This is a genomic window from Streptomyces sp. NPDC006551 (assembly GCF_040611675.1).
In the GTDB taxonomy this organism is placed as follows: Bacteria; Actinomycetota; Actinomycetes; order Streptomycetales; family Streptomycetaceae; genus Streptomyces.
Genome location: NZ_JBEXOT010000065.1, coordinates 18,246 through 30,744, shown reverse-complemented (window position 1 = coordinate 30,744; position 12,499 = coordinate 18,246). Strand labels below are relative to the sequence as shown.

Annotated in this window: 12 protein-coding genes; 7 read left to right on the top strand and 5 right to left on the bottom strand. The window is 71.9% G+C overall.

The features are described from left to right. Positions 1 to 44: 44 nt before the first annotated feature. The gene (locus ABZY12_RS32505; protein ID WP_356896723.1) at positions 45 to 566 is read right to left on the bottom strand and encodes a hypothetical protein; all 522 of its coding nucleotides are present in this window, start codon (positions 564 to 566) and stop codon (positions 45 to 47) included. A gap of 132 nt (positions 567 to 698) precedes the next feature. On the opposite strand from ABZY12_RS32505, the gene ABZY12_RS32500 reads away from it, so the two are divergent. The 4 genes from ABZY12_RS32500 to ABZY12_RS32485 all read left to right on the top strand — a co-directional run bounded on the left by ABZY12_RS32500 (position 699) and on the right by ABZY12_RS32485 (position 3,612). Further along, a complete protein-coding gene (locus ABZY12_RS32500) occupies positions 699 to 1,340 on the top strand; it encodes a DUF6629 family protein (RefSeq protein ID WP_356896721.1) in 642 nt (213 codons plus the stop codon). Further along, the gene (locus tag ABZY12_RS32495) at positions 1,337 to 1,573 is read left to right on the top strand and encodes a hypothetical protein (RefSeq protein ID WP_356896719.1); all 237 of its coding nucleotides are present in this window, start codon (positions 1,337 to 1,339) and stop codon (positions 1,571 to 1,573) included. The genes ABZY12_RS32500 and ABZY12_RS32495 overlap by 4 nt, the downstream gene beginning before the upstream one ends. A 107-nt stretch (positions 1,574 to 1,680) precedes the next feature. Continuing rightward, positions 1,681 to 2,178, top strand: coding sequence for a peptidylprolyl isomerase (locus tag ABZY12_RS32490; RefSeq protein WP_356896717.1), 498 nt, complete (start codon positions 1,681 to 1,683; stop codon positions 2,176 to 2,178). A 288-nt stretch (positions 2,179 to 2,466) separates the two neighbouring features. Then, positions 2,467 to 3,612 carry an epoxide hydrolase family protein gene (locus tag ABZY12_RS32485; protein ID WP_356896715.1) on the top strand — a complete coding sequence of 382 codons (1,146 nt, stop codon included), beginning with the start codon at positions 2,467 to 2,469 and terminating at the stop codon, positions 3,610 to 3,612. 34 nt (positions 3,613 to 3,646) lie between these two features. Here ABZY12_RS32485 and ABZY12_RS32480 read toward each other — a convergent pair whose 3' ends face one another. Continuing rightward, positions 3,647 to 3,898 (bottom strand): type B 50S ribosomal protein L31, encoded by a 252-nt coding sequence (locus tag ABZY12_RS32480; RefSeq protein WP_356896713.1) that lies wholly within the window; start codon positions 3,896 to 3,898, stop codon positions 3,647 to 3,649. Between the two features lie 97 nt (positions 3,899 to 3,995). Then, positions 3,996 to 6,551, bottom strand: coding sequence for a SpoIIE family protein phosphatase (locus ABZY12_RS32475; RefSeq protein WP_356896711.1), 2,556 nt, complete (start codon positions 6,549 to 6,551; stop codon positions 3,996 to 3,998). Positions 6,552 to 6,673: 122 nt separating this feature from the next. Here ABZY12_RS32475 and ABZY12_RS32470 point away from each other — a divergent pair, with 122 nt between their 5' ends. After that, complete coding sequence (locus tag ABZY12_RS32470) at positions 6,674 to 6,946, top strand: hypothetical protein (protein WP_356896709.1); 273 nt, start codon at positions 6,674 to 6,676, stop codon at positions 6,944 to 6,946. Between the two features lie 64 nt (positions 6,947 to 7,010). On the opposite strand, the gene ABZY12_RS32465 is transcribed toward ABZY12_RS32470, so the two are convergent. Further along, positions 7,011 to 7,337 carry a cupin domain-containing protein gene (locus ABZY12_RS32465; protein WP_356896707.1) on the bottom strand — a complete coding sequence of 109 codons (327 nt, stop codon included), beginning with the start codon at positions 7,335 to 7,337 and terminating at the stop codon, positions 7,011 to 7,013. Between the two features lie 270 nt (positions 7,338 to 7,607). Here ABZY12_RS32465 and ABZY12_RS32460 point away from each other — a divergent pair, with 270 nt between their 5' ends. Beyond that, the gene (locus ABZY12_RS32460) at positions 7,608 to 8,894 is read left to right on the top strand and encodes a family 16 glycosylhydrolase (protein ID WP_356896705.1); all 1,287 of its coding nucleotides are present in this window, start codon (positions 7,608 to 7,610) and stop codon (positions 8,892 to 8,894) included. Then, positions 8,891 to 11,056, top strand: a complete 2,166-nt coding sequence (locus ABZY12_RS32455; protein WP_356896703.1) for a discoidin domain-containing protein — start codon at positions 8,891 to 8,893, stop codon at positions 11,054 to 11,056. Before ABZY12_RS32460 ends, ABZY12_RS32455 begins: the two co-directional genes overlap by 4 nt. A gap of 72 nt (positions 11,057 to 11,128) precedes the next feature. Here ABZY12_RS32455 and ABZY12_RS32450 read toward each other — a convergent pair whose 3' ends face one another. After that, the gene (locus tag ABZY12_RS32450) at positions 11,129 to 12,484 is read right to left on the bottom strand and encodes a GH1 family beta-glucosidase (RefSeq protein ID WP_356896701.1); all 1,356 of its coding nucleotides are present in this window, start codon (positions 12,482 to 12,484) and stop codon (positions 11,129 to 11,131) included. Positions 12,485 to 12,499: the final 15 nt, after the last annotated feature.

Here is a 12,499-nt window from a genome sequence, read left to right as displayed (position 1 = left end):
CGGGGGGGGCCGGCCCGGACCGGCCCCGTCGCGGAGGTCGCCGTTCAGGCCGGGCAGCCTGCCGGACGGCTGACGTCGAGCACGAAGCGCTCGGGCGAGTGGAGCGTGAACGTCTTGTAGGCGGGCTTGGTGTCGAAGGCCGCTCCGATGGTCACCACACCCTCGAAGTCGCCGGTGAGGGCGACACCCTTGAGCGTGGGCAGATAGATCTTCACGAGCCGGGGTCCCTTGTACACGGACTGACCGGACTCGTTGTGGGCGGCGGCGGGGGAGAGCTTGATCTCCAGGAAGTACTTCCCGGCGAGCGGGACCTTGTTGCCCGAGCCGTCGTACCGCAGTTCCTTGACCGGCTTCACGCTCACCGGGGGCATCGTGCCCCGGACGTCGATGACGAGCCGGTCGAAGGTGTCGTGCCCGCCCCAGCGGGCGTTGACCACCAGGGCCGTCGCGGGCGCGGTCGTCGCCCGGGACTGCTCGGCGGAGGCGCCGGCGGGGATCGTCGCGCCGATCCCGGCGGCCAGAAGGATGCCTGCGGCAGCGGCCGCGAGGCTTTGACGGTGAAGCATGACGTCCCCCAATTTCTTCAGGTACGGGGACATGGATGTCACTAGGAGAGACATCCACCCAAACCATACGGTTCCAACTGAATGAGATGGAATGGGTAGGAATGGGCGGATTAGATCTGATATGACTTCGAGGTGTGCTGGAGCGCGACGGCCGATCTCGTGGCGGGCACCGCCATCGCCGCCGTCGGCGTGGCCTGCCTGGCCGGTGTCCGACGCCCGGGCGACGCGCCCCTGGCCGCCCTGCCCCTGCTGCTCGGCGCACACCAGATCGTCGAGTCCGTCGTGTGGCGCGCGGGCGGCGGCACCGGCCCCGCCACTCTCGCCTGGGCGGTGATCGCCCTGCCCCTGCTGGCGCTCTGGGTGCCGCTCGGGGTCCTGACCGCCGCCCCGCCCGCCCACCGCGGGCGTCTGGCGGTACCGGTCGCCGTGGGAGCGCTCACCGCCGCCGTCCTCGCCCACCGCCTGGCCGGCGGCCGGCCCGTCACGGCCGAGGTCCGCGGTCACACCCTCGGATACGTTCTCCACCTGCCGTACGCCTCCCCGCTGATCGCGGGTTACCTCCTGGCCACCGTCGGGGCGTTGCTGCTCGCCCGTGACCGGCTGCTGCGCCTGCTCGGCGTCCTGACCGGGGTCGGAGCGGTCGTCTGCGTCCTGCTGTGGCGGACGGAGTTCGTCTCCACCTGGTGCGCGTTCGCCGCCGTGGCCTCGCTCGTTCTGTTCGCCTGGGTCCGAGGCCGTAACCCTCGGGCGCCTCGGCAGTTGACCAGGGCATGAAGAAGCGCAGCATGCTCGCCATCGCCTCCCTCGCCGCAGGTGTCGTCACGGCCCTCGTCAGCCCGCCGCCCCAGGCGACCGCCGCGGACACCGGCGGGACCGGGCCCACGGGACTCCTCCAGAACGACAACGCTCTCGACACCCTGCTGGAGCAGACGGCCCCCGTCACGTCCGACGGCGCCCTGGAGGCCCCCGGCGGCCCCCAGGCCCCCGGCACCGGGCCGCTGGCCTAGCGGCAACCAGGATCTCCGGATCCCCGTACCCACGGCGGGGTACGGGGATCCGTCATGTGGCGGCAGCCCGTGCGCGCGCGGCCGCAGGAGAATGACAGGATGTCCCCATGAGCAACAACGTTTACTTCGACATCACCATCAACGACGAGCCGGCCGGCCGGATCGTCTTCAAGCTGTTCGACGACGTCGTCCCGAAGACGGCGAAGAACTTCCGTGAGCTCGCCACCGGCGAGCACGGCTTCGGCTACGCCGGCTCCCCGTTCCACCGCGTCATCCCGCAGTTCATGCTGCAGGGCGGCGACTTCACCAACGGCAACGGCACCGGCGGCAAGAGCATCTACGGCGAGAAGTTCGAGGACGAGAACTTCCAGCTCAAGCACGACCGTCCGTACCTGCTCTCGATGGCGAACGCGGGCCGCAACACCAACGGCTCCCAGTTCTTCATCACCACGATCGTGACCGACTGGCTCGACGGCAAGCACGTCGTCTTCGGCGAGGTCGTCGAGGGCCAGGACCTGGTCAAGAAGATCGAGTCCCTCGGCTCCCGCTCCGGCGCGACCAGCGCGAAGATCGCCGTGGCCGCCTCCGGCGTCGTCGAGGCCTGAGCGCCTTCCCTCGTACGCACACCGGCGCACCCCTGATGAGGGGAGTGCGCACGACCGCCCCTGCCGAGCACCTCGCAGGGGCGGTCCTCGTTCACCGCGGCACGGGCGGCCCGTCGTTATCCGGATGCGCGCCTCCGGTGCCGCGTGTACGGTCACATGACACGCCGAACCCTGGAGGTGAGCCCCGCATGTACGACCAGCACCCTGTACGGGCCCTCCTCGGCGCCGCGGCGGTCTGAGCCGCGCACAGGAGCGCCCGACGACCGAGCACTCCTGAGCGAAGGAACCATGACTGTCACGCGCTTCCGGATCTCCGTGTCCGACGACGTTCTGCACGACCTGCGGCACCGGCTCACCCGCACCCGCTACACCGAACCGTCCGATCCCACCCCGTGGGCGGCCGGTACCGACCCCGGCCGGCTTCGGGAGCTCGTCTCCTACTGGGCGGACGGCTTCGACTGGGCCAAGGCCGAGGCGCACCTCAACACCTATCCGCAGTACCTCGCCGACGTCGACGGACGCCCGGTGCACTTCGTCCGTCTCCGCGGCCGGGCCGCCGAGGGCATCGCGGCGCCGCTCCCGCTGGTCCTGACGCACGGCTGGCCGAGCAGCTTCGTCGAGATGCTGCCCGTCGCCGAACTGCTCGCCGACCCGGCCGCGCACGGCGGCGACCCGGCCGACGCCTTCGACGTGATCGTTCCGTCGCTGCCCGGCTTCCTGTACTCGGCGCCGCCGGCCCGGCCCTTCACCCGCCGCGGGGTCGCCGAGACCTGGCACACGCTGATGACCGAGGTCCTCGGCCACACCCGGTTCGGCGCCTTCGGCGGGGACATCGGCGGCGGGGTGACACAGTGGCTCGGAGCCCTCCACCCCCGTGACGTCGTCGGCGTGCACATCACCTCCGCCGTCGTCACCGGCGACTTCGAGGCACAGCCGCCCACCCCCGAGGAGCGCGCCTACCTCGACGCGCTCACCGCCTACGACGCCGGTGACCAGGGCTACAGCGAGATCATGTGCACCCGGCCCGACACCCTCGCCGCCGCCCTGCGGGACTCACCGGCAGGGCTCCTCGCCTGGATCGTCGACAAGTACCGGGACTGGAGCGACTGCGGCGGGGACGTGGAGTCCCGCTGGGACAAGGACACGCTGCTGACCGTCGCCACCCTGTACTGGGCCACGGGCTGCATCGGCTCGTCCTTCCGGCAGTACTACCACTACGCCCTCAACCAGCCCGTCCCGCCGGTCGAGGTCCCGGCCGCCGTCACCCTGAGCCATGAGCCGGCGTACGCGGACTTCCCCCGGAGCCTCGCGGAGCGCACGTTCCGCGATCTGCGCCACTGGAGCACCCCGGAACGCGGCGGCCACTTCATGGCCCACGAGGAACCCGAGCAGGTCGCCGCCGAACTGCGGGCCTTCTTCCGCCCGTTGAGGTGAGCGCGGCAGGCGGGAATCGTGCCCGGGGAAGAGTCTAGGAGGACTCCTCGCCGTAGCGGCGCTCGAACTTCGCGATCCGGCCCTCGGAGTCCACGGTGCGGGCCTTGCCCGTGTAGAACGGGTGGCTCTCCGAGGAGATCTCGACGTCGACGACGGGGTACGTGTTGCCGTCGTCCCACTCGATGGTCTGCTCGCTCGTCGCCGTGGACCGGGTCAGGAACGCGAATCCGGCGGAGCGGTCGCGGAACACCACGGGGCCGTACTCCGGCTGCTTGTCCTGCTGCACATGTCCTCCTCGGGGCGCCTGTTGCTGGCCCCAGCCTCTCCGGGCGCCGCCCCGCGGACCAGCGCCCGGGGCCGACCGGGTGAACCGGGAAGGCGGCTCACGGGCGCTCCGCCCAGCGGGCCGCCAACAGCAGGGCGATGTCGTCCGGCCGGTCCGTGGCGCGTCGCGCGTCACGGATCAGCCGGTCCGCGGTCTCCGCCAGCGGAATCGAGCCCGTGGCGGAGAACGCGCGGCGCAACTGCTCGATGCCCTCGTCGATGTCGTGGCCGGCCCGCTCCACGAGCCCGTCGGTGAACAGGGCGAGGGCCGCTCCGGGCTCCAGCCGGGCTTCGGTGACGGGGTACGACGCGTCGACGTCGATGCCCAGGACCAGCCCGCCCGCGAGATCCAGCACCTCCGTCGTACCGTCCGGCCGGCGCAGCAACGGCTGCGGATGTCCGGCCCGTACGGCTTGGGCGGCGCCGGTCTCGGGATCGAGCACGATGTAGCAGCAGCTGGCGAACTGGCCCGGGTCGAGGGCGATCAGCAGCCGGTTGGTGTCCCGCAGGACCTCCTGCGGAGGATGACCGCCGATGGCGAACGCCCGCACCGCACTGCGGAGTTGTCCCATCGTGGCGGCGGCGGCGACCCCATGGCCCTGCACGTCGCCGACCACCAGCGCCAGCAGCCCGTCCGGTGACTCGATCACGTCGTACCAGTCGCCGCCCACCTCCATGCCCTGCGTACCGGGGAGATACCGCGCCACCGTGTCCACCCGGTCCAGCACCGGCAGCCGGTGGGGGAGGAGGGCGTCCTGCAGCCCGCGGGCCAGTGCCGACTCGGAGTCGTACCGGCGGGCCCGCTCCAGTGCTTGCGCGATGAGTCCGGCGAGGGCCGTCAGCACGGTGCGCTCCTCCGGGCTGAAGCCCCGCGGCCGGTCGAAGCCGAGGATGCACGAGCCGACGGGCCGGCCCGAGGCGATCAGCGGCAGAAAGGCCCGTGCTCCCGTGTGCGAGTCCAGCGGAAGCCCCGGGTAGGCCGCGCCGAGCTGCTCCATCGATTCGTAGAACAGGGGCCGCCCGGTGGTGAGCGTCTCGACGCCCGGCATCCGGGCGTCGAGGCCGACCCCGTCGAACGGCTCGAGGAACCCGGGCGGGAACCCGGTCTCCCAGGCCAGATAGAGATGGCGCTCGCTCAGGAGATAGATCGCCAGCTGGCGGCCGCCGAACGCGGGGAGCAGCTCGTCGGTGACCACCGCCGACACCTGGCGGGCCGTGACGGCCTCGGTGAGCGCGATGGCCAGTGCCACCGGCCGGTACAGCGCGGACGCCCGGTCCGCCGGTGAGCCGAATCCCATGTCCGGCTTGCTCACGGAGGTGGGCTGGTAGGCGGGGTCCTCCTCGGGGAGCAGCAGCAGGGTCACCCCGTCGTGGCCGGGGTAGAGCGAGACCGAGAGCCACTCCCGTTCCGCGGGGTGGGCCAGGAAGTGGACCGGTTCTTCCGCGAGCAGCGCCGCCCGGAGCTGTTCCTCGTGGGCGGGCCGGCCGAACCACGGGAAGACCTCCACCAGCGGCCGCCCGGCCAGCGCGGCGCGGGGCCGTCCCACCAGGTCCTCGGTGCGGTGGTTGACGTACGTGATCCGCCCGAGACGGTCGATCGCGAGGATGGCCCTGGGGAGGCGGTCGGTGGCGTCGGAGCCGACGAGACCGGTGCCGAGGTCGACGAGCGAGCCGGTCAGCCGCCCGCCGCGGCGACCGTCGTCCGGCCCCTCGTCCAGTCCGCCGTCCGGCCCGTCGCGCGGTCGGACGGGTGGGGCGGCGCGAGCGGAGACCTCCAGCAGGTGCAGTCCGCCGTCGGGGCCCCTGAGCCGGATCCTGCGGGCCACCGGCGCCCCCGACTCGGCCGCCCGGCGGGCTATCGTCCACAGCGCGTAGGTGTCCTCCGGTGCGAGGCGGGCCGTGAGGGCCTCGATGGTCCCGGGGAACGACGCGTCGTCGCCGAGGATCGCCCGCAGACCGTCGTCGGCGGTGACCCTGCCGGACTCCAGGTCCCAGTCGAAGTAGCCGATCCGTATCGGCGGCGTACCGGCCGACGGCAGCTGGACGCACAGCGGCTCCCCGGGCCACTCGACCGCCGTACCGTCCGCCGCCAGTTCCGCGAGCGCCGTCCCGAGCTGCCGGGCCTCCTGGAGCATCCGTCGGCGGTCCCGCGCGTCGACGGGGACCCCCGGAGTCGGTGTCCGCAGTACGACCAGCACACCGAACCGCTCGCGGCCGCTGATCACCGGCGCGTAGTGGGAGGCGAAAGGGAACGGGAGACTCGCCACGAACTGCGGGAACAGCCGCATGGCCTCGTCGACGTCGGACAGGTGCACGGGCTGGGCCGAGCGGTACGCCTCGGCCACGGGGAAGGGGCGGTTCACATGCATCCGCCACCAGGGCCGGAACAGAGCGCCGGGCAGTCCGGCGAGGAGCGCGAGCCGCAGCAGACCGGGTGTACCGGAGCGCAGATAGACCCCGCCCGCGTACCCGCCGACCGCCTCGATCGTCCGCAGGGCGGCCTCGGCAAGCGTCAGCGACAGCACGCCGAGCGGCTGCCCGCCGGCGTCCGCTCTCCGGGCCGTGTCCCCGGTCTCGGCCGACGCCCCGGGGCGGGCCGCGCCGTACGACGTCACACTGTCAGGATGCTCCCCGGCGCGGGGGCGCCGCATCTCGGGGATCCCGGACACCGGCGGCGGGCGGTGTCGTGCGGGAGCATGGAGGCCGAGAGCAGGCGAGAGCAGAGGAGGCGGGCGCCATGGACGCGAGCGTCATGACAGCGGTGGTCGCCGCGGCGGCGCTCGTGTGCCGGGCGGCCCTCCTGGAGTGGCGCGAACCGGGCGCCGGGCGGCGGATGGGGGCCTTCCTCACGGACCGGCGGGCCCTCGGGGCAGGGCTGGTCGCCGCCGTCATCCTCGGCGCCGCCGCGTGGTCCCGCGCCGGTTTCGCCGCCGTGGCCTGGGCCGGTCTCGCCGGGGTTCTCGTGGCTTCCCTGACGGCCGGGATGCGCGGGCCCGAGAACCGCGGCTGACCGTTGAGCGGTCGCGGGAGACGGCCCTTCGTCCCGGAGGCGGCCGGCCTCGCCGAGCCTGGGCTCAGGCGTTCTTGAGCTCGATCTCCACGAAGCTGAGGCTCGCCTCGCCGACGTTGACGACATCGTGTTCGGTGCCGGCCGGACGCGTGTAGGACTCGCCCGCCACGAGCTGTGAGCGGGTCACGGAGCCGTCGGGGGCGTACGCGCCGATGGTGCCGCCGGTGACCGGGACGACGACATAGTCGTACGCGTGCACATGGCGGCCCGTACGGGTCCCCGGCTCGAAGTCCCAGCGAGTGACCCGGACCCGCTCGTCGTCGCGCTGCACGGTCGCTCGGGCGGTGGGCGCTTCCGGCCCCGGAGCAGGTTCTGGTCCTGAGATCGACATGGACGAGGAGTATCACGCATGAGCACCGACGACCGGCTCGACCCTCCCCGTTTCGGCGGCGATCGGGAGACCTTGCGCGCCGGGCACGCGGACTTCCGAGGGAGGGGGTCGACGGAACGGTGGACGCCTGAACCCTTGACGCGTGACTTAACTCACTCCTTAAATCATGGGTGCAACAAAGCAGTTGGACCCTGCTCGGGAGTTGCGATGTCATGAACATGATCACTTTTGGCGTCCGCGCTCCGCCCCCCACCCACGGAAGAGAGAGTCATGCGCTCCTCCCGCACACCACGGCGTTCGCTGTGGTCGGCCATGACGTCGGTGACGGTGCTCGCCGTCGCCGCCCTGGGCCTCGGCCTGGCGAGCCCCGGTCCGGGGCCCGGCCCCGCCGACCGCCCCGACGCGATGCCCGCCGCCCAAGCAGCCGCCGTCACCTTCTCCGACGACTTCGACGGGCCGGCCGGCGCCGCCGTCGACGGCAACCGATGGCAGATCGAGACCGGCGACAACGTCAACAACCACGAGCGGCAGTACTACACAGCCGACAACCGCAACGCCGCCCTCGACGGCCAGGGCCACCTCGTGATCACCGCCCGCAAGGAGAACCCCGGCAACTACCAGTGCTGGTACGGCCGGTGCGAGTACACCTCCGCCCGTCTCAACACGGCGGGCCGGTTCACCGCCCAGTACGGACGGGTCGAGGCCCGGATGAAGGTGCCCCGCGGCCAGGGGATGTGGCCCGCGTTCTGGATGCTGGGCAACGACATCGGCCAGGTCGGCTGGCCCGCCTCCGGGGAGATCGACGTCATGGAGAACGTCGGCTTCGAGCCCTCCACGGTCCATGGCACGCTGCACGGCCCCGGCTACTCCGGCTCCGGCGGCATCGGCGCCGCCTACACCCTGCCGGGCGGGCAGGTCTTCGCCGACGCGTTCCACACCTTCGCCGTCGACTGGTCACCGGGAAGGATCACCTGGTCCGTCGACGGCACCGTGTACCAGACCCGTACCCCCGCCGATCTCGGCGGACGCACCTGGGTCTTCGACAAGCCGTTCTTCCTGATTCTCAACCTCGCCGTCGGCGGCTACTGGCCCGGCGACCCGGACGGCTCCACCGTCTTCCCGCAGCGGCTCGTGGTCGACCACGTGCGGGTCACCACCTCCGACGGTTCCACCACCGGCGGCCCGATCACCGGCATCGGCGGCAAGTGCGTCGATGTCGCCGGCGCGAACACGGCGAACGGCACGGCCGTGCAGCTGTACGACTGCAACGGCACCGCCGCCCAGCGGTGGACCGTCGGCGCGGACGGCACCATTCGCGCGCTGGGCAAGTGCCTCGACGCCGCCTCCGGCGGCACCGCGGACGGGACCGTGGTCCAACTCTGGGACTGCAACGGCACCGCCGCCCAGCGCTGGGACGCCAACGCGGCCCGGGACATCGTCAACCCCCAGGCGAACAAATGCCTGGACGCGGCGGGGAACAGCTCCGCCAACGGCACCCGGCTGCAGATCTGGACGTGCACCGGAGCCGCCAACCAGAAGTGGACGGTGACCCGATGACCGCCTCCCTCACCCGCTCCGCCCGCCGGACGATCGCCGGGGCGGTCGTCACCGCCCTCGTCGGCGCGCTGCTCGCGCTGCTGCCCGCCCCCGCCGCCCAGGCGGCGCCGGTCCTCCTCTCCCAGGGCAGGACGGTCACCGCGTCGAGCCAGGAACATCCCGGCACCGCGGCCGCCCACGCCGTCGACGGCGATGCCGGCACCCGCTGGTCGAGCGCCTTCTCGGACCCCCAGTGGATCCAGGTCGACCTCGGCGCGACGGCCACCGTCGAGCGGGTCGAACTGCGCTGGGAGGCCGCCTACGCCAAGGCCTACCGCATCGAGACGTCCCCGAACGGCACGGACTGGTCGACCGCGTACTCGACCACCACGGGCGCCGGCGGCACCGAAGTGCTCGCCGTCTCCGCCACCGCCCGCCATGTGCGCCTCCACGGTGTCACCCGGGCCACCGGCTACGGCTACTCGCTCTGGGAGTTCCAGGTGTACGGCACCAGTGGCGACGGCGGCGGGCCGACCCTGCCCGGCGGCGGCGACCTGGGCCCGAACGTGCACATCTTCGACCCCTCCACCCCCGGCATCCAGGAGAAGCTCGACCAGGTCTTCCGCGAGCAGGAGTCGGCGCAGTTCGGCACCGGTCGGCACGCCTTCCTCTTCAAGCCGGGCACCTACCACAACCTCAACGCCCAGATCGGCTTCTACACCCAGATCGCCGGTCTCGGGCTCCGCCCCGACGACACCACCTTCAACGGGGACGTCACGGTCGACGCGGGCTGGTTCAACGGCAACGCCACCCAGAACTTCTGGCGGGCGGCGGAGAACCTGGCCCTCAACCCGGTGAGCGGCACCAACCGCTGGGCGGTGTCACAGGCCGCGTCGTTCCGTCGTATGCACGTCAAGGGCGGGCTGAACCTGGCACCGAACGGGTACGGCTGGGCCAGTGGCGGGTACATCGCCGACACCAAGGTCGACGGGCAGATCGGCAACTATTCGCAGCAGCAGTGGTACACCCGTGACAGTGCGGTCGGCGGCTGGTCCAACTCGGTGTGGAACCAGGTCTTCTCCGGCGTCGAGGGCGCCCCGGCCACAAGTTTCCCCGAACCCCGGTACACCACGCTGACCACCACTCCGATCTCCCGCGAGAAGCCGTTCCTCCACCTCGACGGCGATGGGTTCAAGGTCTTCGCCCCCGCCAAGCGCGTCGACGCCCGCGGCACCACATGGGCGAACGGCACCCCGCAGGGCGAGTCGATCCCGCTGAGCCGGTTCTACGTCGTCAAACCGGGCGCGACCGCAGCCACCATCAACGCCGCACTCGCCCAGGGCCTGCACCTGCTGTTCACGCCCGGCGTCTACCACGTCGACCGGACCATCGAGATCAACCGCGCGAACACGATCGTCCTCGGCCTCGGGCTCGCCACGATCATCCCGGACAACGGAGTGACCGCGATGCGCGTCGCGGACGTCGACGGCGTGCGGCTCGCCGGCTTCCTCATCGACGCCGGGCCGGTCAACTCCCCGACGCTCCTGGAGATCGGCCCGTCGAACGCCGGCGCGGACCACTCCGCCAACCCGACCACCGTCCAGGACGTCTACCTCCGCATCGGCGGCGCGGGCCCCGGCAAGGCGACCACCAGCATGGTCGTCAACAGCGACGACACGATCATCGACCACACCTGGGTGTGGCGCGCCGACCACGGCGAGGGCGTCGGCTGGGAGACCAACCGGGCCGACTACGGCGTACGCGTGAACGGCGACGACGTCCTCGCCACCGGTCTGTTCGTCGAGCACTTCAACAAGTACGACGTGGAATGGTACGGCGAGCGCGGACGGACCATCTTCTTCCAGAACGAGAAGGCGTACGACGCACCGAACCAGGCCGCCATCCAGAACGGCTCCACCAAGGGCTACGCCGCCTACCGGGTCGACGACTCGGTCACCACCCACGAGGGATGGGGCATGGGCAGCTACTGCTACTACAACGTGGACCCGACGATCCGGCAGGACCACGGCTTCAAGGCACCGGTCAAGCCGGGCGTGAGGTTCCACAGCCTCCTGGTCGTCTCCCTCAGCGGCAACGGCCAGTACGAGCACGTCATCAACGACACGGGCGCCCCCACCTCGGGCACCTCGACGGTCCCCTCCACGGTCGTCTCGTACCCCTGACACCGGGAAGGACAAGGGCCCCGGCCGCCGGAGTCCATCCGGCGGCCGGGGCCCGGCGCGCGTCGCCGCGGCTCAGTCGGTGGCGGCGCCCCGCCGGTGCGCGCGGATGATCTCCGCGTACCGGAGCCCGCTCGTCTTGACCGTGCGTACCTGCGTCGCGTAGTCGACATGGACGAGCCCGAAGCGCTTGTCGTAGCCGTAGGCCCATTCGAAGTTGTCCAGGAGCGACCAGGCGTAGTAGCCGGCCAGCGGTACCCCCTTGCGGACGGCCCGCGCGCAGGCCGCGAGGTGCTGTTCCAGATAGCGGGCCCGCTCCGGGTCGTGGACCGCGCCGTCGGGGCCCACGGCGTCCGCGAACGCGGACCCGTTCTCGGTGACGTACAGCCGGTGCGCGCCGTAGTCGTCGGTCAGGCGCAGCAGCAGCGCCTCCAGGCCGTCGGCGTCGATCTGCCAGTCCATGCCCGTCCGTGGCACGTCGGGCAGGCGCACCTCACGGGCGTACGGGACGGGCCCTCCGGGGTCGTCGACGACGGTGGCGGGGAAGTAGTAGTTGAGGCCGTGCCAGTCCAGCGGAGCGGCGATCGTCGCCATGTCACCGGCCCGCTCGGGCAGTTCGACGCCGTAGAGCTCGCGCATGTCGGCGGGGAAGCCGCGGCCGTACACCGGGTCGAGCCACCAGCGGTTGATGTGGCCGTCCATGCGGGCGGCCGCCGCGACGTCCTCGGGCCGCGTGGAGGCGGCCGCCACGGTGGAGTGGTTGGTCACGAGCCCGGTCCGCGCCGCACCGGACGCCGCCGCGCGGACGGCCTGAGCGGCGAGCCCGTGCCCGAGCAGCAGATGGTAGGAGGCCCGGACGGCCGTCGTGAGGTCGGTCAGACCGGGGGCCATCCGGCCCTCCAGATGACCGATCCACGCCGAGCACAACGGCTCGTTGAGCGTCGCCCACTGCGTGACCCGGTCGCCCAGGCGTTCGGCCACGACGGAGGCGTACCGGGCGAGGTGCTCGGCGGTCTCGCGCTCCGCCCAGCCGCCGCGGTCCTGAAGGGCCTGGGGAAGGTCCCAGTGGTAGAGGGTCACCGAAGGGGTGATCCCGGCGTCGAGCAACCCGTCCACGAGCCGGTCGTAGAAGTCCAGACCCGCTCCGTTGACCGGCCCGTCACCGCCCGGCACGACGCGCGGCCAGGCGACGGACAGACGGTACGCGTCGGTGCCGAGCCGCTTCATCAGGGCGATGTCCTCGGGCCACCGGTGGTAGTGGTCGCACGCCACGTCACCGTGGTCGCCGTTGTCGATCCGGCCGGGGCTGTGCGAGAACGTGTCCCAGATGGAGGGCGCCCGGCCGTCCTCCGCGACGGCCCCCTCGATCTGGTAGGCGGACGTGGCCGTGCCCCAGGCGAAGTCGGGGGGAAAGGCGGCGAGGTCGATCACGGAGATCCTCTCGGT

Coding starts and splice junctions, on each gene's coding strand:
- ABZY12_RS32505 (WP_356896723.1), bottom strand. CDS start 566: ATGCTTCACCGTCAAAGCCTCGCGGCCGCTGCCGCAGGCATCCTTCTG.
- ABZY12_RS32495 (WP_356896719.1), top strand. CDS start 1,337: ATGAAGAAGCGCAGCATGCTCGCCATCGCCTCCCTCGCCGCAGGTGTC.
- ABZY12_RS32490 (WP_356896717.1), top strand. CDS start 1,681: ATGAGCAACAACGTTTACTTCGACATCACCATCAACGACGAGCCGGCC.
- ABZY12_RS32485 (WP_356896715.1), top strand. CDS start 2,467: ATGACTGTCACGCGCTTCCGGATCTCCGTGTCCGACGACGTTCTGCAC.
- ABZY12_RS32470 (WP_356896709.1), top strand. CDS start 6,674: ATGGACGCGAGCGTCATGACAGCGGTGGTCGCCGCGGCGGCGCTCGTG.
- ABZY12_RS32465 (WP_356896707.1), bottom strand. CDS start 7,337: ATGTCGATCTCAGGACCAGAACCTGCTCCGGGGCCGGAAGCGCCCACC.
- ABZY12_RS32460 (WP_356896705.1), top strand. CDS start 7,608: ATGCGCTCCTCCCGCACACCACGGCGTTCGCTGTGGTCGGCCATGACG.
- ABZY12_RS32455 (WP_356896703.1), top strand. CDS start 8,891: ATGACCGCCTCCCTCACCCGCTCCGCCCGCCGGACGATCGCCGGGGCG.